This window comes from Sporosarcina sp. GTC18466, assembly GCF_055389225.1.
Map to the genome: position 1 here is coordinate 411031 of NZ_AP044037.1, position 19300 is coordinate 430330.

The 19300-nt window shown below is 48.8% G+C and carries 17 protein-coding genes; 12 read left to right on the forward strand and 5 right to left on the reverse strand.

Annotation, left to right across the window (positions count from 1 at the left end; all coding sequences use genetic code 11):
• Positions 1-228: 228 nt before the first annotated feature.
• Both ACZ5FK_RS02075 and ACZ5FK_RS02080 read left to right on the forward strand, forming a co-directional pair.
• Positions 229-612: a BlaI/MecI/CopY family transcriptional regulator gene (locus ACZ5FK_RS02075; protein WP_464806259.1), complete on the forward strand. Its 384-nt coding sequence runs from the start codon at positions 229-231 to the stop codon at positions 610-612.
• Positions 609-2210: a M56 family metallopeptidase gene (locus ACZ5FK_RS02080; protein WP_464806260.1), complete on the forward strand. Its 1602-nt coding sequence runs from the start codon at positions 609-611 to the stop codon at positions 2208-2210. The genes ACZ5FK_RS02075 and ACZ5FK_RS02080 overlap by 4 nt, the downstream gene beginning before the upstream one ends.
• 39 nt (positions 2211-2249) lie before the next feature.
• Here the strand turns inward: ACZ5FK_RS02080 and ACZ5FK_RS02085 are convergent, their stop codons facing one another.
• Positions 2250-2795 (reverse strand): cysteine hydrolase family protein, encoded by a 546-nt coding sequence (locus ACZ5FK_RS02085; RefSeq protein WP_464806261.1) that lies wholly within the window; start codon positions 2793-2795, stop codon positions 2250-2252.
• Between the two features lie 340 nt (positions 2796-3135).
• On the opposite strand from ACZ5FK_RS02085, the gene acnA reads away from it, so the two are divergent.
• The 6 genes from acnA (at position 3136) to ACZ5FK_RS02115 (ending at position 10666) form a co-directional block, all read left to right on the forward strand.
• Positions 3136-5850: an aconitate hydratase AcnA gene (gene acnA, locus ACZ5FK_RS02090; RefSeq protein ID WP_464806262.1), complete on the forward strand. Its 2715-nt coding sequence runs from the start codon at positions 3136-3138 to the stop codon at positions 5848-5850.
• 100 nt (positions 5851-5950) lie between these two features.
• Positions 5951-6376, forward strand: coding sequence for an acyl-CoA thioesterase (locus tag ACZ5FK_RS02095; protein WP_464806263.1), 426 nt, complete (start codon positions 5951-5953; stop codon positions 6374-6376).
• Positions 6376-6675, forward strand: coding sequence for a hypothetical protein (locus ACZ5FK_RS02100; RefSeq protein ID WP_464806264.1), 300 nt, complete (start codon positions 6376-6378; stop codon positions 6673-6675). The genes ACZ5FK_RS02095 and ACZ5FK_RS02100 overlap by 1 nt, the downstream gene beginning before the upstream one ends.
• Positions 6676-6796: 121 nt before the next feature.
• Positions 6797-7987, forward strand: a complete 1191-nt coding sequence (locus ACZ5FK_RS02105) for an ATP-grasp domain-containing protein (protein ID WP_464806265.1) — start codon at positions 6797-6799, stop codon at positions 7985-7987.
• Positions 7988-8001: 14 nt separating this feature from the next.
• Positions 8002-8403 carry a hypothetical protein gene (locus ACZ5FK_RS02110; protein ID WP_464806266.1) on the forward strand — a complete coding sequence of 134 codons (402 nt, stop codon included), beginning with the start codon at positions 8002-8004 and terminating at the stop codon, positions 8401-8403.
• Between the two features lie 94 nt (positions 8404-8497).
• Positions 8498-10666, forward strand: a complete 2169-nt coding sequence (locus tag ACZ5FK_RS02115; RefSeq protein WP_464806267.1) for a YheC/YheD family protein — start codon at positions 8498-8500, stop codon at positions 10664-10666.
• Positions 10667-10930: 264 nt separating this feature from the next.
• On the opposite strand, the gene ACZ5FK_RS02120 is transcribed toward ACZ5FK_RS02115, so the two are convergent.
• Positions 10931-12154: an ATP-grasp domain-containing protein gene (locus tag ACZ5FK_RS02120; protein ID WP_464806268.1), complete on the reverse strand. Its 1224-nt coding sequence runs from the start codon at positions 12152-12154 to the stop codon at positions 10931-10933.
• Positions 12155-12338: 184 nt separating this feature from the next.
• On the opposite strand from ACZ5FK_RS02120, the gene ACZ5FK_RS02125 reads away from it, so the two are divergent.
• The 4 genes from ACZ5FK_RS02125 (at position 12339) to ACZ5FK_RS02140 (ending at position 16700) form a co-directional block, all read left to right on the forward strand.
• On the forward strand, positions 12339-13718 hold the full coding sequence (locus ACZ5FK_RS02125) for a Mur ligase family protein (protein ID WP_464806269.1): 1380 nt from the start codon (positions 12339-12341) through the stop codon (positions 13716-13718).
• 100 nt (positions 13719-13818) lie between these two features.
• Positions 13819-14253: a hypothetical protein gene (locus ACZ5FK_RS02130; protein WP_464806270.1), complete on the forward strand. Its 435-nt coding sequence runs from the start codon at positions 13819-13821 to the stop codon at positions 14251-14253.
• A gap of 33 nt (positions 14254-14286) precedes the next feature.
• Positions 14287-15312, forward strand: a complete 1026-nt coding sequence (locus ACZ5FK_RS02135; RefSeq protein WP_464806271.1) for a YheC/YheD family protein — start codon at positions 14287-14289, stop codon at positions 15310-15312.
• A 5-nt stretch (positions 15313-15317) separates the two neighbouring features.
• The gene (locus tag ACZ5FK_RS02140; protein WP_464806272.1) at positions 15318-16700 is read left to right on the forward strand and encodes a Mur ligase family protein; all 1383 of its coding nucleotides are present in this window, start codon (positions 15318-15320) and stop codon (positions 16698-16700) included.
• 30 nt (positions 16701-16730) lie between these two features.
• Here the strand turns inward: ACZ5FK_RS02140 and ACZ5FK_RS02145 are convergent, their stop codons facing one another.
• The 3 genes from ACZ5FK_RS02145 to plsY form a co-directional block, all read right to left on the reverse strand.
• Entirely contained in the window at positions 16731-18092 is a 1362-nt protein-coding gene (locus tag ACZ5FK_RS02145) for an NlpC/P60 family protein (protein WP_464806273.1), read from the reverse strand.
• 192 nt (positions 18093-18284) lie between these two features.
• The gene (locus ACZ5FK_RS02150; RefSeq protein WP_464806274.1) at positions 18285-18578 is read right to left on the reverse strand and encodes a HesB/YadR/YfhF family protein; all 294 of its coding nucleotides are present in this window, start codon (positions 18576-18578) and stop codon (positions 18285-18287) included.
• A 34-nt stretch (positions 18579-18612) separates the two neighbouring features.
• Positions 18613-19215, reverse strand: a complete 603-nt coding sequence (gene plsY, locus ACZ5FK_RS02155; protein ID WP_464806275.1) for a glycerol-3-phosphate 1-O-acyltransferase PlsY — start codon at positions 19213-19215, stop codon at positions 18613-18615.
• Positions 19216-19300 lie beyond the last annotated feature (85 nt).

The window sequence follows — 19300 nt, forward strand, 5'->3', positions numbered from 1 at the left end:
TTTGAATTATGATGATTGCCTCTGTAGTATTTGTAATAACCGTTTCATCGATACCTCAAACATTTCGGCTTATATTTTGTGGAAGTAAAAGTAAAAGTAACGAATGGAAAGCTGGTACACCAACATTTCAAACCAGAAAGAAAGTCGGCAAAAAAGCGTTGACTTTCAACTTCTACAAATGTAGTATATGAATGTATTCTACAACTGTAGAGGAAGGGGGGAAGGACAGTGAAGAAACTGCCGGATGCAGAACTTGAGATCATGCTGCATATATGGGAAGCGGAAGAAGCAGTTACTCGCAATGATATTCAGGAACGCATGCAGCGGACAAAGCAGCTGGCTCCGACAACGATCCTATCTTTTCTGTCCAGATTGACGGCAAAAGGATTTCTGAGGATGGAAAAGGACGGCAAGAGCAATCGTTATTATCCTTTGATCAGCAAAGGGGAATATGCAAAGAATGAGAGCAAGACCATATTGGAACGTTTTTTTGGAAGCTCCGTAACGAACTTTGTAGCCCACTTGAATGAGAAAGAAGCAGTTGATCAAGCCGAGCTGAAAGAACTCAGGGAACTATTGGAGAGACTGTCAGATGAGGATGGGCAGAAATGACAGTGGAACAGTTGGCAGCCGCTATGATGGAAGCCTGTTTGACGATGTCAATTGCAATATTGATTGTCCTGGTTTTATCACGCCTCGTTGATAAAAGGTACAGCGCAAGGTGGAAGCATGCCGCATGGCTGATGATAGCCGTCAGACTGCTTCTGCCGTTCCCGGTCCAACTTCCGGAGACGCCTGCCGCACACAAAACAGACCTGCTAGTGCAGAACGCGCTGAACTGGCAAGAAGAAGTGTTCACCCATGCAGTATTTGGCCCGATTTCCGATGTGACAGATACCGATCAGACATATGGGACTCAACCAGCAGTAATTTCCTACAAAAAATGGGCGATCTTCCTCTGGTTTACCGGTACAATTCTGTTCCTTTGTCATGGAATGATCACTTACCTGCTTTTTATCAGAAAAGCCAGACGCGGGTCCTCTGAAGCGCCATCGAGTGCCCTTGCGATAGTAGAGCAAGTGAGGGAAGAGCTGAATATCCGCCGCCATATAACACTTAGACAAAGTCATATATCCTCTGGTCCATTGGTCTATGGCTTGTTCAAGCCGACGATTTTACTGCCAAGGGAGGGCTATTCGCCCGAAGAACTGTATGTCATCCTCCGGCATGAAGCCATCCATTGCAAGCGGCACGACATCGAGGCGAAACTGCTGATGCTGCTGGTACGGGGCCTCTATTGGTTCAATCCGCTTGTTCACTTCATGGCAACAAGATTCAATGAGACAATCGAGTTTGTCTGCGACGAAGCGGTGACGCGAGACAAGGGGCAGCGCTTCAAGAAGCGTTATATGGAAACGATCTTAAAGACTGCTGAAAGACACCATTCATCTTTATCCAGTTTAACTACATATTACAATGGAGGGCACAGTTTAATGAAAAAGCGTTTTTTACGAATGATGGAAAGCGAAAAGAAAAAAAGGGGATTTGGCACATTAGGGGCATTCGCGGTTTCTTGCTTACTGCTCGGTTCACTTGTAGCATGTGATGCAGGAGAGCCTGCGCAAAAACCCGACAAGAATCTACCGGCAGAAGAAAATACCACAGATGCCGGAACCGGGAATACAGACGGCAGTGCAAGCAAAGAAACTGCCGACATCTTGAGCATCCAGTCAGAGGCAGACAGATACCCCGAACTGGAGGATTTGATTATTAAGGAGCTGGATATTCCTAAGGACGATTTGAATTCAACAAGATATTACTATAACCATATCAACCTGACTGATGATAGCAAAGAACATATAATTGTCCTTGTCGTAGGTCCTTACACAAGCGGGAGCGGTGGAAGCACTGCGCTTATCGTGGAGAAGGACGGGGGACTCAAAACTATCCAGGAGCTCACTCTTATCCAGCCGCCGATCATCGTAAGCGATCATATGACAAACGGCTATAAAGACCTTGTCGTCTGGCAAGGCGGCGGCGGAGCGGAAGGCACCTATGTCGCGTTAACGGCGGACGATGGGAAATACACGACTGTAAATGAAGGAAAACCACTGGATGGACTGGATGGGATTACCGGAAAGGCGATCATTTCGGATGATCTGGCAAAGGATCTGGAAGAAGGAAAAGGCCTTTATCTCCAAGGAAATTAAAAAAGGATGGCGAAGCAACTTGCTCCGCCATCCTTTTTGTCATCTGATGATTTCTGCCCCAAGCGTATTCTCAAAGTGACGCAGCGCCCATTCATGTCCTGCGGGATCGAAACTGGCGACACCCTTTTCGTGCACCACAATGGAATAGCCAAGATTGTAGGCATCGACTGCCGTATGCAAAATGCAAATGTCCGTACAAACGCCCGCTAGATGGATTTCTTTGATGTTGCGGGCTCTCAGCCGGATATCGAGGTCCGTACCTGCAAAAGCGCTATATCGCGTCTTATCCATCCAGTGGATGTCCTCTCTATGTTCTTCATATAAAAGCCCTAGACTTCCATATAAATCCCTGCCGGCGGTTCCTTCTATATTATGCGGTGGGAACAATCGGCTCTCGGGATGATAAGGGTCAGCTTCTTTGTGAACATCCACTGGCATGATAACGAATTCATTTTCATCCAGGAACGACTTGGTCAATGATGTAATATAGCCTTCAAGGGCCGTGCCGGGTTCGCCGCATGTGAGGGCTCCGTTTTCTGCGACAAAATCATTTGTGTAGTCGATGACTAATAAAGCTTTTTTCAATCCATCCCACTCCTTTTCTGAATCACCGGTTTCTCCCGGTCTCTTTTATCATGCCATAAACCAAGAATAAATTAAAGACAGTTGTCAAGACACATAGAAGAGCCTCAAGGAACAAGCATTTCATATCAATGTCTTTAATTTGTAACCGATATCATTTAAAATCAAAGCAGTACGGCCTTAAGTCGTAGCAGCTGGACAATCTATCCTCATAAGCAATCACTTTTTCTTATGAAAGACTATAATTTTAAAGTATTTTACTTATGAGCGTTGCTGTACTATGATGGAGTAGAGAAAAGATGCTCGTTTACGGCCTTTTCAGCAGAAAAAGGAGGAATACCAAATGGCGAAAAGCAACTTGCACAATAGCCGGCAGTCGTTCGAGCTGAACGGCAAGACGTATAACTATTATCGTCTGAAAGCACTAGAAGAAGCTGGCATTGGTAATATTTCAAAATTGCCTTACTCAGTCAGAGTGCTGCTTGAATCCGTCCTGCGCCAACATGACGGATATGTGATCAAAGATGAACACGTAGAAAACTTGGCAAAATGGGGGAAAGATGCGGATAAGGACGCGGAAGTTCCGTTCAAGCCTTCCCGTGTAATCCTTCAGGACTTCACCGGCGTACCGGTTGTCGTCGATCTTGCATCTCTTCGTTCGGCAATGGCAGAGATGGGCGGAGATCCGGATAAGATCAATCCTGAGATTCCTGTCGACCTCGTCATTGACCACTCCGTACAGGTTGATACGTACGGCACAGCGGATGCGCTTCAGAAAAACATGGAGCTTGAGTTCGAGCGGAACGCTGAGCGCTACCAGTTCCTAAGCTGGGCGCAAAAAGCGTATGATAACTACCGTGCGGTACCGCCGGCAACAGGTATTGTCCACCAGGTGAACCTTGAGTACCTTGCAAGCGTTGTCCACGAAAAAGAAAACGAAGACGGCACATTCGAGACCTATCCGGATACGCTTGTCGGTACAGACTCCCATACGACAATGATCAACGGAATCGGTGTTCTTGGATGGGGTGTCGGCGGTATCGAAGCGGAAGCGGGCATGCTCGGACAGCCATCTTACTTCCCGATTCCTGAAGTGGTCGGTGTGAAACTTGTCGGCGAACTTCCGAACGGCACAACTGCGACTGACCTTGCGCTTAAAGTGACGCAAACACTTCGTGCACACGGCGTAGTCGGCAAATTCGTCGAGTTCTTCGGACCAGGCGTTTCCAAATTGCCGCTTGCAGACCGTGCGACAATCGCAAACATGGCGCCTGAATACGGCGCGACTTGCGGTTTCTTCCCGGTAGACGAGGAATCCCTTGACTACATGCGCCTCACTGGCCGTGATGAAGACCATATCAAAGTCGTCAAGAAATATCTTGAAGAAAACGACATGTTCTTCACACCGGAGAAAGAACATCCTGAGTATACGGACGTAGTTGAACTTGACCTTTCGAAGATCGAGCCGAACTTGGCCGGTCCTAAGCGTCCGCAAGACTTGATTCCGATGTCCGAACTTCAGAAATCATTCAATGACTCTGTCGTGGCTCCAGAAGGGAACCAAGGTTTCGGCCTTTCCCCGAAAGAGTTTGATAAGAGCGGTACAGTTGAATTTGCGGATGGCCGCACTGTCGGCATGAAGACAGGGGATCTTGCAATCGCAGCGATCACGTCTTGTACAAATACATCGAACCCGTACGTTATGCTCGGAGCCGGCTTGGTTGCGAAAAAAGCGGTCGAAAAGGGCTTGATGCCTCCAGCATATGTAAAGACTTCGCTCGCACCAGGATCGAAAGTCGTTACAGGCTATCTGAAAGATTCAGGCCTTCTTCCATACATGGAGAAGATCGGCTTCAGCCTTGTCGGTTACGGTTGTACGACATGTATCGGAAACTCCGGCCCGCTGCTTCCTGAAATCGAGAAAACGATTGTTGACAACGACTTGCTCGTGTCATCCGTCCTTTCCGGTAACCGGAACTTTGAAGGACGCATCCACCCGCTTGTGAAAGCGAACTATTTGGCATCTCCGCCGCTTGTTGTCGCTTATGCACTTGCAGGAACAGTCGATATCGACTTCGAAAAGGATCCGATCGGCCGTGCACAAGACGGTACAGACGTCTACTTCAAGGACATCTGGCCAACTACTGAGGAAGTGAAGGAAGCTGTCAAATCGACAGTCACTCCTGAATTGTTCCGTAAAGAATATGAGCGCGTCTTCACTGAAAACGAAGCTTGGAACGCCATTGAGACAACTGACGATTCCTTGTACGATTTCGATGAGAACTCGACATACATCCAGAACCCGCCGTTCTTCGAAGGACTTTCGAAAGAACCAAGCGACATCCAGGCTCTATCTGGCCTTCGTGTCATCGGTAAATTCGGCGATTCCATCACGACTGACCACATTTCACCGGCAGGGGCGATCGGCAAAGACACACCTGCAGGCAAATACTTGCGTGAACATGGCGTGGAGCCGCGTTACTTCAACTCCTACGGTTCCCGCCGTGGTAACCATGAAGTGATGATGCGCGGTACATTCGCAAATATCCGGATCCGCAACCAGATTGCAAAAGGCACAGAAGGCGGCTACACAACTTACTGGCCAACAAAGGAAATCTGCCCGATCTATGACGCAGCAATGCGTTACCAAGAAGACGGCACTGGACTTGCAATCCTTGCGGGCAAGGACTACGGCATGGGCTCTTCCCGTGACTGGGCTGCAAAAGGTACATCCTTGCTTGGCATCAAGACAGTCATCGCGGAAAGCTATGAGCGGATCCACCGTTCGAACCTTGTCATGATGGGTGTGCTTCCGCTTCAATTCCTGAAGGGTGAAAATGCTGAAACTCTTGGCCTGACAGGCGAAGAGGAGATCAGTGTCAACATCGCGGAAGGTGTGAAGCCGCGTGATATCCTGAAAGTGACAGCGACAGACAAAGACGGCAAAGTGACGGAATTCGAAGCGCTTGCCCGTTTCGATTCTGAAGTTGAAATCGACTACTACCGTCACGGCGGAATCCTGCAAATGGTTCTTCGCGACAAAATGAAGACAAACTGATCCACTTGAAAAGCGTCCGGGCAGCCGGGCGCTTTTTCAATTGGTGAAAACGGATTATTGCAGCCGTGTTTTGTATAATGGAAAGGAAGAGGTGATCAGATTGTTCATTGCAGAGAAAGAAATTGAAGTGAGATACGCGGAAACGGATCAAATGGGTGTCGTCTACCATGCCAATTATCTGGTCTGGATGGAAATCGGGCGGACCAGTTTAATCAAAAAACTCGGCTTCACGTATGCTGGTCTTGAAGAAAAAGGGTATTTATCTCCCGTGATCGATCTGTCCATTCAATACAAAGCCGCCATGACATATGGACAGGCAGCCACTGTGCGTACATGGATTGAGTCGCATGGCAAGCTCCGCACGGTTTATGGGTATGAAATTCTCCATGAAGATGGAACCATCGCAGCTACCGCGACAAGCGAACATATTCTTGTGAAGAGAGATAATTTCCGGCCGGTCCCGCTGCGCAAGGTCGATCCAGCATGGGATGCGAAGTATATAGAAATCCAGAAGGCGCAAGACTGATGGCATTTGGCATTAAGCGGGCAGAACTTGTAGCCTGGAAAGAGGAAGTTGCAGCGGGACGCATCGCCTTTCTCACCCATTATTGGCTTGATGACCGGTTTCCCGGGTGTAAAACGGTCACAAAAGCGGGGTGTGCCGATCTGGAAAAGTTAATCGAATGGGGCAAGAAGTATGGACTCAGACCTGAATGGATCGATCATCGGGCGGATTATCCGCATTTCGATCTGTTTGGAGAGCGGGAAATGGAAATTCTCCGTTGCGAAGGAAAGGCCGATCAGCTTGCACGGTTTTATCCATAGAGGACGAAAAATGAAGAGGCGCGCCTAGCGGCAGTCCTTCGTTTTTCGTCCTTTTCATTTACAGGCATTTGCCTACCTTGCCAGCCGGGAAAAAACATATACTACAATAGCCCTTACCGGAATGGAAGTGATCTTTCTGAAATCGATCATCTTCATCGAAACGTCCAGCTTTGGACCAGCCAGGGATGCAATGATCGCCTCACGAAAACTGGGCTATGCTGTCATCCTTCTTACAAAGAGAAATAAATATCGCAGCGATCCCGAACTCAACACGATCTGCATGAAAATAAGCGTCCTTCCCGATCTGACAGAGGAGGTCATCAGGGAAGAGGCACGAATCGAGGGGCCCGGTGCAAAGGCGATCATCAGTTTCATCGACCCGTATATTTCTCTGGCAGGCCGGCTTTCCAATGAGATTTGCGGCACAAAAGTCTCCGCACATGCTCTTCAAATCATGGAGGACAAAACCGAAATACGGAGGTTGCTCAATACGTCAGCCCTCAACCCGGCATATTCATTTCACAAAGAAGCTTTCACTTCGTTTCCCGCGATTGTGAAGGCCACCGCCTCACGGGCATCACGCCATGTACTCCTCGTAAGAGACCAAAACGAATTGGATCGGGCATGGCACATCTTGCGGCCTGCCGGACAACGCATGGTGGAAGCATACATAGATGGCACCCAGTACTTGGTGGAAGTACTCGTTGCGCAAGGAAAAGTACGCTTCATGGCGATTGTCATACAGGAATTTGACGAAGAGAATGAATTTATTGTAACCGGCTATAGGGCCGGAATGCCGATACCATGCGATACAGGGCAATCCCTTGACGAAGCGGTCCATTCACTTATCAGCAAGCTTGGAATCCTTGAAGCAGCGTTTCACATTGAACTTCGCCACTCATCAACAGGCTGGAAGATCATCGAAGTGAATCCTCGCATGTCGGGCTATGCCATGATGGACTTTCTTAAAGAGAGCTATGGTGTGGTTTATCCAGCAGAAGTGATCCGGATGATGGTCGGGGAACTGCCTGAATTGCAGAAAGTAGAGGCGCGGCCATCTTATATGGCTTGCCTGACGGTAAAGACACATGGATATTTCCTTGGTGCAACCGGCATCCAGCAAGCAAAGGATTGCACAGGAATCAGCAGCGCAATCGTGACAGCACGGCACGGTGATCTCGTTATGCCGCCTCTGTCGATGGGCCGGAGATACGGGTATGTGGTCGCTTTCGGTGAAACCACCAAAGAGGCAAAAGACAATGCGGTAAACGCAGCAAAATGCATCGTATTCCATATTGAACCGATCATTTAGGAAGGAGGGATGGAATGCAGCGATGCCGTATGTGTGAAGAGATGCGACTATTGTATAAAGAACAGCAATCATTAGCCGGATTGGACCGTTCTAAATTCATCCAAAGACTGAAACCGTATGATTCCATTCCTTTTGAACTGGTACTAGGAAACGGAAAATTTGAAGCGTTTCACTTAAACGGCCGAACACCTTTTTTTAAGCTTTCGGAACTGGATGAACAAACGGGCCTGGCGGTTCTTGAAATGCTGGAACCCGTCGATATGGAGGGAAGACCAGCAGCCGATCCTGACACATTCTATACGCTCCGGTGCACCGGCAGCACAATCTCTCTTCTGCCTTGCCGTTTCACCCGTATACAGCCGCTGCCAATCGAATCGATCGGCCGCCCCTTTCCGATCAATGAAATAAAAACATGATGAAAACGCCGTTTCTATGCGCTTGTCCGTTGCAAGCTCCCTTTCCTTCGAATGTATTAGAGTAGTATGCATTCAAAGGAAAGGGAGTTGGGTTATGACAGTCATTGGGATGCTGCATCATCGCAAAGATCCTGAAACAGTCATCAAATCATATGCGTATGCAGCAGTTGCAAAAGCAGAAGGGGCGACATTCTACTATTTTACCCCAGGCGGCGTGAATTTTACGAACCGCTCGATCCGCGGACAAGTATACGAGAACGGCAAGTGGCGGGAAAGCATCATGCCGTTTCCGGATGTCATCTATAATGCTGGAAGTCCTGAGAAGCTCGCCCGTTCCAAATCAATCATTGAAAAATTAAAGAAAGAGATTCCGTTTACAACACATTCCATCGGAAATAAGTGGAGCGTGGCAAGAAGACTGAAAGAAGCGAAAGACTTTGCTGGTTACTTGATCCCTTCAGAAACTGTGAAAAGTGCTGAACAGCTGTTCAAATTCATGGAAGCGTTCCCGAAAGTCGTTTTCAAGCCGATTGACGGCAGAAAAGGGAAAGGAATCTACTTCTTTGAAAAAGACGATAACGCCTTCCGTGTCACTGTCGATTCAGCTACGTCCACCTACACGGAAAACAGGCTTGCGAAGCTTGTGGAGACGAAGTGTAAGGAAGGCTCCTACATTCTCCAGCCATATATCGAATCGGTGACAAAGTCGGGCCAGGCATTCGATTTCCGTCTCCATGTCCAAAAAAATGGAGAGGGTGAATGGGTGATCACGACCATCTACCCTCGAGTGGCTCCGCAAGGCTCTATTATTGCTAACATAAATAACGGCGGCTTTACAAACTATCTCGATCCTTTTCTGGAGCAGGAGTTCGGCAGTGAAGCATTCAATATCAGAAAAAGACTCGAGTATTTCTCCCTCTCGCTTGCCCGACATCTGGATGAGCTGCAAATGGTGAAATTCGGGGAAGTGATCGATGAAATTGGAGTCGATGTAGGGATGGACATGAACCAAAAGTTATGGATATATGAAGTGAACTGGCGGCCAGGTTGTCCGCCTGCATTCTATTTGGAGCTGGACGTCGTGAAAAATGGCATCCGGTATGCGATGTACTTGGCGAAGAACATGAAAAAAGTGCAGGAAAAGATCAGGCAGGCAAAACGCAATTCTCTTGGAGAAAAGGATAGGATGCCGGTCATAGGCATAACAGGCAGCGCGGGGAAAACGACGACAAAGGCATTCGTCGCTTCCATCCTCTCAAAGAAATGGAATGTGTTTGAATCGAAGGATTACTGGAACACGACCGAACATACAAAACAGCATGCGGCCCTTATCACGCCGGAAACAGATGCCGCTGTACTGGAATACGGAATGGCATATCCGGGTGTCATCTCGGAGCATTGCAGCATCATTCAGCCGACAATCAGCATTGTGACAAACGTAGGCCATGCGCATATCGGGAATTTTGGCGGCGATCCGCGCGGAATTGCCAAAGCGAAATCGGAGATCATCCATGGGATGGATCAGCATGGCATTTTAATCGTAAATGCGGACGATGACAATTCACGCATGCTAGAAACTGAGAATTTCAAAGGGAAGATTATTACGGTGGGTATCCGGAAAAAAGCTGATTTCAGAGCATACGATGTGAAGTATGTGGACGGGGGGATGGCGTTCAAAATGCGGTTGGGCGGCAAGGAGACAGAGCTCTTCATCCCGATCCTCGGCGAACATCATGTATATAATGCGCTGAATGCGGTCGCCGTGTGCAGCCTGCTCGGCTTCTCTGAAATCGACATCAAGCTCGGCCTTGTCTTCCGAAAACCGCCGCGCAGACTGACAATCTATGATCTCAAGGACAATATGACCGTAATCGATGATACGGTCCACTCCCATCCAGAAGGGGTCAAGGCGGCAATTGATGTTCTGGTCAATATCGCAAGACAGCGTAAAATTGCCATCATCGGACAAATGCGGGAACTCGGGGATCTGCGGGAAGCGCAGTATGAGAAGGTCGGCAGATATGTGCAGGAGCAAGGGATCGATGTTTTGATCACATACGGATTCCGCACGGAAGAAATCGGGGAAGCCGCCAGGAAAGCCGGTTTTCCAGCCAGCCGCATCCATCATTTCACAGACCGGGAAAAGCTGCATGCACTGCTCTCCAAACTTGTCCGAAAAGACGATACGATTCTTGTAAAAGGAGCCAGCAAGACGAATATGTTTGATACGGTGAAGTTTTTGGATCAGACTTACAGGAAATGAATAACGGAGTTGTCCACAAAGACGAAAATCGCCAGAACCGGCACGCTTTCCGTGGGCACGGCTCAAGCCTCCTCGCTTCGCTGCGGGGTCTTGAGACTCGTGCTGTTCCCGCAGGAGTCGGCCGTTTCTGGCGATTTTCTATATCCTCTTGAAAAATATTTCTTCAAGTCCTTGCAATAAGTACTATACTTTCTGGACAGCCCCATTATTCATGCGGCTGCAGGCATCGATGCAATGGCAAACTGGCGGAAGAGAAGCGTGTTCTCACTTCTCTTCCGCCAGGTGAAATGTGATTTCCCCAGCCGCCGTAACAGCATTCGACCGGGCTTCTTTCAGGTTTTCGCCGGTTGCGATGACATAGGCATATCGATGTCCCATGGAAAGCGGGGGAATGAGCAGCGTGCCTTTCCTCGGTTTCACATACACTTCGATGACACCTTCCGACTTTCTGGCCCTTCCTTTTCCGGTCACCCGTTCGAGGATGCCTTTTTTCGAGACGATCACATGATGGGTATAGACATGACGCTTTTGTTTCGGCAGCAAATCAGGAGCTTCCCCAAGGTACAGTTTAATTGTCTCTTTGACCAGATTATATCCAAAAGCGGCTTGCAGCATTTTATTCATCGCACCGCCAGAGATGCGCGGATTAATCTCAATCATCTTCCAGCCTCGGCTGGTCTGGCGCAGTTCAATGTGCATGGAACCGTATTGGATGTGGAACCGTTCGACGATCGTCTCTAAAATCTCCTCGATCGGCTCCTTCAAATGAGGAGGGATGTCAGTGATGACTCCGTATCCCGTGATGATAAACCGCTTGCCTTTGGTCACTTCCTGCTTCAGAAATCCCGCAATCTGCGCCTTTCCTTCATAGACGACCGCTTCCACCAGATATTGTTCACCAACGACATACTCTTCCACAATGACGGGCTCGCCAGGCCACCTCTTCGAAAGAATTTCCATGAACTTCAGCAGCTGATCGGGTGTCTCGGCGAGCATGACATCCTTGGACCCTGTGGAATGCGGTGATTTAACAATGGCCGGCAAAGGGAAATTCAGATCCTCTTCATCAAACCACCCGATAAGTTCCGGACTGACCAGATGATATTCAGGAGTGAAAGGATCGTTTTTAAGCAAATCACGTGTACTTGCCTTATTTTCCATGATCGTCAGTGATGCTGTATCTGTCAGATTGCTGCAGTATTCGTCTCGCAGCGCAGATGCCACATGCACGTAGGAGTCGACAAAACTGACGATCAAGTTAATTTCATGTCCCCGGTCGATGAGCGCTTGAGTCGCTTGGCGCATCGCTCCTTTATCATCCACATCGCAGAGGATCATTTCATGTACGTCTTCATATTCTTCCCGCTGCATCAGCTGGCGTTCGTTCTTTGTCAACAAAACCGTAAAATAACCAAGCTCTGCGGCCGCCTTGATCGCTTCGCGGCTGGAGCCCGATTTGTTTGTTCCGATGAATATGATAGTTTTCAACAAGCCCACTCCTTATATACAAGCAAAACATCATTCCTTCCTATCCTATGTACATGCATCACTGCTGCCATGGTTCATTTCCCCGGAACTGCAGCATTAAATGAGGGCATCTTTAAGGCACCTGTCCAAGCGGAGCGAAAGCGCTACGCATATGCTAAGGCATGGGAAAGGAGTGAAGGAAAAAATGAAGCCTCTTACGGCAGCTGACATCGTACGAATGCTTGGCGGCACGCTCGAACAAGGATCTGAAGAGATCATTATCAGGCACGGCGCTTATCGAATCAAACAAGTGAAACAACCTCATACCCTTTTATTCACGAAGGTCAATATTGTCGATTGGGAAAGGCTTCGTCCTTTTTTTCCCCTTGTCCTCGTCACGGATACGGAAGCGGGGGATAACCGTGGGCTTGAGGGTCTTACAATCATCCGTGTTCCTGATGCAGACCTTGCCTATTGGACCTTTGTGGACGCATACCGGAATCTTTTTGAACTCCCTGTCATCGCTATTACCGGCACAAGCGGAAAGACGACGACGAAGGAGATGATCAAGCATATTCTCTCAGCTGATAAGCAGATTGTCGGCACGAGCAGCAGCAACAACTCACGAACCGCACACCTTCATTATCTACTGAGCATAGATGACAAAACGGACGCGGCCGTTTTTGAAACGGCTGTCGGTGCACCGGGGGATATTCTGAATGCCGCGCGATTTTTCAAGCCGACTGTCGGCATCATCACAAATATCGGCACCCACCATTTAAACTACTGCACGACGATCGAGAGCTATATAGAAGCGAAATGCGAAATGTTCGGGGCCGTTTCTCCAGGCGGCCGAGTGATTCTTAATTTGGATGATCCGGTCATTGGAAATCTGGAAAAGAGTAAAATCACAAGAGAAATCATTTCCGTCTCTACGCGGGTCCAAGCGGACTACAGGGCCGAACAAGTGAGTTATGCGGAGGGCGGGATGCAGTTCATCCTTCGTGAAAAGGGAAGGAGGCACCGAGCCTTTGTGCCTGGGTACGGTGAACATCAAGTGCGCAATGCACTTTGTGCGATTGCCGCATCGATACAGGCAGGAGTGAAGATGGAACATGCCATCTCACGGATCGCCACTTACAAACCGTTGAATAAACAGCTGCAAATAAGAAGAGGAAAAAGCGGCTCAATGCTTATAGATGATACATGGAGCCTTACGACAACGTCTCTTGAGGCGGCGCTCGGCGTCCTCGGAGAACTTGGGCGAGGAAAGAAGAAAGTAGCAGTTGTCGGAACGATCACCGATCTAGGCTCCTGGGGCTATACGATCCATAAAAAGGCGGGCGATATGCTGGCGGCAAGCGGCATCGATTGCCTGGTGACGGTAGGCAAACATGCGGCCATCATGGCGAAACAAGCCATCGCCCGAGGAGGTATACAAGTGATATTCGCTTTCAACAGCCATCAGCGCGCAATCGATTTGCTTGGGCAGATCATCGATCAAGACACCGTCGTCCTGGTAAAAGGGGATATGTACAGCAAATCGATCGGACTGATCGCAAAAGCACTGCAAGATGATGGCTGACCGCATCTCGCAGTTCCCAAGGAAGGATGGGACAAACACCGCGGCATTCGATGGGGAGTCTCCATACCGTATAGTATCGATATAAAAAGGAGGTATATCTATGGGAACAGTTTGTCCTTGTGGCGTCAAAGTGAATGCGAGATCCGAGAATAATCGAGTCTCTTTTGAAAAGGTGCCTTATATGGTTTGCGGAAATCTGCATTATACAGCTGATGTGTGCGTGGCCTCACCTGGTGCCTCCACTTTATCGCTGGTTTTTACAGACAGCCATCCGAAAGGCAAATTCAATTTCACTTTTCATGCCACAGCGTTTACATCAATTACTTGTGAAGGTAATAACAATAGATGCCACATCAGCATCCGCGGCGAGGGAGTTGTGAATGGCGCCACCTATCCATTCCATGCAATCTTCAGTGATCTTCCATCGGGAGAAAAGGCGGATATTGTTACGGAATTTGAGATTATCGGCTTTTTTGATCAGCTCGGTCCTGCATATGTCAAACAAGGATCGGTCGTCGCGCTAGGCTGCATGTAAGGCAGGGGAAAAGAAAACAGGGGAGGTGACGGAATGGGTTGGAATTTCGACTGGCACCGGACAGGAAAAGATGAGGCGGAGCGCATCGTCACTATGCGGAAAGGAAAAGAACAAGGGATTTGGAAGATTGCCTCAATCACCGGCGGAAGACTATCCAAAATAGGAGATATCTTTACTCGTCTACGCCTGTCTGCAGTCAACGCCTATCTGCGAGAAGAAGCGGCGCTTGCTGTGAAGCGATTCCCCCATTGCCGCACCGTCACCTTCACCATCTTGCATGGCGGTTACAGGCAGATCCGGATAAAGAACAAACGATTGCATTTCCGCAACAGCAAATGGACTCAGTATCTGCTATTAAAAGAGCGGACCCGGCTCCTGCCTTACTTGCCTGAGACCGACTATTGCACGAGGAAACAGGCAGCCTCTTTTCTTCAGGCATACCGGGAAATCATTCTAAAACCATGCGTTGGCCAGGAAGGAAGAGGCATCATTGAGCTGATCAAGCGGGGAGCTGAACATTATGAAGTCCGCTGCTGGGATGAAGAGCATTTCTGCTTTTCATTCGACGAAGCATACGATCTGATCGCCGATCGGTATATGGCAGGGAAGCCATACATTGTGCAGAGAAAGTTACGGCTTGCGGAAGTCGATGGCAGTCCGTTCGATCTGCGCATACTCATGCATAAGACCCCGTCCGGATGGGTACAGGCAGGATCAATCGCAAAAGTAGCGGCAGACCGCTTCTTTGTCACCAATGTTGCAAAACGTCTGCTCTCTTTTGAAGAAGCCCTTGCCCAGTCCACGGTTTCCCATCTGTCCGTGACCTCATTAAAAGACCGGATCGGAAGATTGTGCATCACTGCTTCCAGGCAGCTTGAAAAGGAACTTCCCGAGCCGGATCTGATCGGTTTTGACATAGCCGTCACCCAGTGCGGAAGCGTGTTCATCCTGGAAGGGAACTTCATGCCTGACATTTCCATGTTCCGTTCTTTGCCTGACCGTGACATATACGAAAAGATCCTGCGCAGGCGCACCCGGCTTGCGAAAGAGGGGAGGTAGAACTGATGCAACCGATACATGTACAGACCGTGCGCAAATCACTGGGCGGAATCCTTGTTCACGGAAACGAAAATTTCAGGATCCATCATGCTGTCTATTACGGCCGACAGGAACACAGGCGGACACACACATTGCTTTTTATCAACAAAAGCACTGAAGTGGACTGGGGAAGTCTAGAGAAGAAAGCACCGTCGCTTGTCATCACTGATCTGGCTGAAGAGATGATCGAGAAACGGAGCGGCATCACGGTTGTCCGTGTACCTAGCCTGGTACAGGCGTATTGGGCCTTTATCGATTATTATCGCGGCCTGTTCTCGATTCCTGTCGCTACTGTGACAGGCACGTGCGGCAAGACGACTGTGAAGGAAATGATCAGACATATGCTGGAAAAAGATAATAAAGTCGCAGCCTCAGAGAGCAGCAAAAATGAGCCGCGACGCTCCTTTCCATACTTACTGCAAATAGACAAGAAGACCGATGCGGCTGTATTTGAGCATGGGCTCGGAAATACCGGCAATATCAAACACCAGTGCCTGATCTACAAACCGACAATCGGAATCTTGACCAATATCGGTGTCCATCACCTGGACGGGTGCGGCAACCTGCAAGGGTATATCCGTGCAAAAGGCGAAATAGTCGGCGGCATCGCTCCCGGTGGGACACTTATCTTGAACGCCGACGATGAAAACACGAAAAAAGTGTCGCTAGCTCCGTTCAAAGGGAAGAGGATCATCCGTTTCGGTATCCATGAATCATGCGAATTCAAAGGATCCGATATCCGCTATACAGCAGATGGCATGGCCTTTTCTTTGATCCATGAAGGCAGGACCTATTCCGCTTTTGTACCAGGTTTCGGCGAACATCAAGTGGCAAATGCACTGGCTGCCCTTGCCGCAATCAGCGAGATGGGATATTCAATCGAAGACGGAATCATGCGCCTAGCCACGTTCCGCAATCCGGAAAGGCATCTGCAAGTGATTAGAGGAGTCGGGGGATGCACAATCATCGATGATACCTGGACAATCAATCCGACATCTATCGAATCGGCCCTCCGTGTAGTAGGAGAAATCGGAAAAGGGAAGAAAGTCATTTTTGTCGTCGGCGACATCAACCGTCTCGGGGCGTATGAAAAGAAATATCATCAGGAAGTCGGTGAGCTGATTGCCTCCCACCAGATCGACATGCTGATCACAGTAGGCAGCAAGGCGGCTGAAATCGCAAGACAGGCTAAAACGAGCGGCAGTATGGCAGATATCCGCATGCTCCCGAATGCGGACCGTGTCCGAGAGCTGATTGCCGGAAAGTTAGATAAAGACACAATCATTCTAATCAAAGGCCCGATGTCCAGCAAAGGGCTGATCGATGTCGCAAAGAAGCTGAGAGAATGAAAAAAAGTGGAGGCCGTTGCCTCCACTTGATTACTTGATGCGACGGGCAGAGACAAAGTTTGCTTTTGCCCATGCCGACAGCATGCTCTCCGACTTAACCCCGGTTTCCCGTAGGGTGATGAATCTGTTATTGCCTGCATATATGCCGGTCCGCGTAATATTCTTGCCTTTATCATCAGAAGAGAACAGCAGCAGATCGCCTTCTTGAAGTGATGTCCTGGAGACCGCAATCCCTTTTTTCGCTTGCTGCGCGGCAAGTTTCGTCGACAAGTCGATGCCGTGTTTTTTGTATACGAAATACGTAAAACCGGCCGGTGTGAATGTAAGCGAACCTTCGCTGTACGTATAGCCGAACTTTGCATGTCCCGCGAGAGAAGACGCGTAGGAAGCGATTGAAGCGCCGCTTGACGCGGATTCTGTAGATGGCTTCACGACAGGTTTGCCAGCTTGGCCTGAAGGTGAAGAAGCTGATTGGCTTCCTAACCGTTTTGCTGTGATGAAATGATTGTCATAATAGTCGACAAGCATGACGCGTGACTGCACTTTGCCTGATGACGGAACAATCAGCCGGTGTTCTCCTGCATAAATGGCAGCCAGGCTAGGAGTCTTGGAACCTGTCGAGCTGTTGAAAAAGACTAGATCCCCTTTTTGCATTTGGGCGCGGGAAACCGTTGTGCCTTTCGCCATTAGAGACTTCAGGTCAGATGCGCCAAGGTTGGATCCGTTTTCACTGAAAACCTGGTTGATGAACGAAGTGTTTGTGAAGCGGGAAGCTGCGGCATTTGTCACATTTCCAATTGTCGCTTTGCTCTTCAGCTCAAATGCACTCGAAACGATCCTGTCTCCGAACGTCTTATTCGACGGTAATAGCGCGGGGATGACCCGCCGTGCACCTACGTAGTTTTCACTGTAATACGGTTTGCTTGCCATATCCGTTATGACGATATTCTGCTTTGGATCGGCCATCTGGATAACCTTATTATCGCCGATATACATGACGACATGATCCGGATCCGTTCCGGTTTTTTTCGCTTTGAAGAATAGCAGATCGCCTTTCTTCCACTGTCCTTTTGCAACAGGCGTTCCTTGCTGTATCATGAAATCCTCATTATACGTGGCAAGATCGACACCGTTTTTCTCGAACACATACATAAGGAAAGAAGCGCAAGAGAATTTATATGGGTACGTATCCTTGTATTCAGTATTGCTGTATGTCGCTTTGCCGATCAGGCTTTTTGCCGTCTGGATCAATTGATCCGCTTTAGCGTCTGCACTAGTGACAGATTGAGTATTCACAGCGGCAGAAGCATGATCAGCCGGAAAAGCCGGTACGGTGATTGCACTGACGCAGCACGCGGCAGCAAGGGCTGCTGTCCAAACTTGTTTCTTCATGAAAACTTCCTCCCAGTCGTCTGTTTTGTTGACGACATTACCGTACCATAGAAAAATTCCGGTTCGACAAGGGAATTATTTCCTCGATCAAGCAGGAAGCGGGCGAATCCCTTTGTAAAGGGGCTCGTCCGCTTCATTACAGTTGTATTACATTCCATGCATTGGAAATTAAATGCACCGACTAATATGGGCTCATGCCTTTTCGTATGAATACGTCAATTCATGAAGCACAGGGTCAAAGTTCACGTGCAAGTCATGGCCTGCAAAAAACCATACATCCCGCTGCTCCACATAGAAATCAATTCCGTCTTTTTCCGTCCGGACGACCGCTTCATCCGGCTCTTCTTTCATGACACCGAGGGAAAAACCTTCATGGAGCGGGCTCGCACCGCCGTATCTGGCGAAAAACTTGATATGATCACCTGCTCTAGCATCCATTTCGTCACGGAACCAGTCAAGCGCCTCGTCTGATAATACGATTTTCATCCAGGAGCACCACCTTTCACTTTGCCTTATTGTATTACAGCCACTTCACTTTTGGCTCGGTTCCGGCTTTGATCCTGGCTATGTTTGCCCGGTGCCTGTAGAAAATGAAAATCCCCATCAGACCTATTATAAGAAGAAGATAGAAGTCTCCAGTGACGGCAAAAAAGACAGCCCCATAAATGACGCCGACTACAGCGACGATCATGGACGACAGCGATACGATCTTTGTCAGCTTCAAGGCGAGCAGGAATGTGAGTAAAACGAGTAAAAATACTGGCCAATGATAGCCTAATAGAACGCCGCCTGATGTTGCGACAGCCTTGCCGCCTTTAAAATTGGCGAAGATGGGGAAGATATGGCCAAGAACAGCAAAGAAACCGACGACGAGCGGCTGGATGCCCGCATCTTGGAAGTAGGGAAGCGAACATAACAGGACCGCCGCAGTTCCTTTCAGAATATCCATGAGCGTAACTGCGATGCCGGCCTTTTTGCCGAGCACACGGAATGTGTTCGTCGCACCAAGATTCCCGCTGCCATGCTGGCGGATATCCATCTTATAAAAGAGTTTCCCGATCCAAAGTGCAGAAGGGATGGAGCCCAGCAAATAAGCCAACCCTAGCAAAATTGCAATTTTCATAGCGTATCCCCTTTATTGTTTTGCGTTATTGTAAGTGTAGCAGAACCGTTTAAGCGGGACAATGCCATTTCACAGCGAACGGGGG

Excerpts from the sequence above, each read along its gene's own strand:
- ACZ5FK_RS02080 (WP_464806260.1), top strand. The coding sequence starts at position 609 with ATGACAGTGGAACAGTTGGCAGCCGCTATGATGGAAGCCTGTTTGACG.
- acnA (WP_464806262.1), top strand. The coding sequence starts at position 3,136 with ATGGCGAAAAGCAACTTGCACAATAGCCGGCAGTCGTTCGAGCTGAAC.
- ACZ5FK_RS02100 (WP_464806264.1), top strand. The coding sequence starts at position 6,376 with ATGGCATTTGGCATTAAGCGGGCAGAACTTGTAGCCTGGAAAGAGGAA.
- ACZ5FK_RS02105 (WP_464806265.1), top strand. The coding sequence starts at position 6,797 with ATGGAAGTGATCTTTCTGAAATCGATCATCTTCATCGAAACGTCCAGC.
- ACZ5FK_RS02110 (WP_464806266.1), top strand. The coding sequence starts at position 8,002 with ATGCAGCGATGCCGTATGTGTGAAGAGATGCGACTATTGTATAAAGAA.
- ACZ5FK_RS02115 (WP_464806267.1), top strand. The coding sequence starts at position 8,498 with ATGACAGTCATTGGGATGCTGCATCATCGCAAAGATCCTGAAACAGTC.
- ACZ5FK_RS02125 (WP_464806269.1), top strand. The coding sequence starts at position 12,339 with ATGAAGCCTCTTACGGCAGCTGACATCGTACGAATGCTTGGCGGCACG.
- ACZ5FK_RS02130 (WP_464806270.1), top strand. The coding sequence starts at position 13,819 with ATGGGAACAGTTTGTCCTTGTGGCGTCAAAGTGAATGCGAGATCCGAG.
- ACZ5FK_RS02135 (WP_464806271.1), top strand. The coding sequence starts at position 14,287 with ATGGGTTGGAATTTCGACTGGCACCGGACAGGAAAAGATGAGGCGGAG.
- ACZ5FK_RS02140 (WP_464806272.1), top strand. The coding sequence starts at position 15,318 with ATGCAACCGATACATGTACAGACCGTGCGCAAATCACTGGGCGGAATC.
- ACZ5FK_RS02145 (WP_464806273.1), bottom strand. The coding sequence starts at position 18,092 with ATGAAGAAACAAGTTTGGACAGCAGCCCTTGCTGCCGCGTGCTGCGTC.
- ACZ5FK_RS02150 (WP_464806274.1), bottom strand. The coding sequence starts at position 18,578 with ATGAAAATCGTATTATCAGACGAGGCGCTTGACTGGTTCCGTGACGAA.
- plsY (WP_464806275.1), bottom strand. The coding sequence starts at position 19,215 with ATGAAAATTGCAATTTTGCTAGGGTTGGCTTATTTGCTGGGCTCCATC.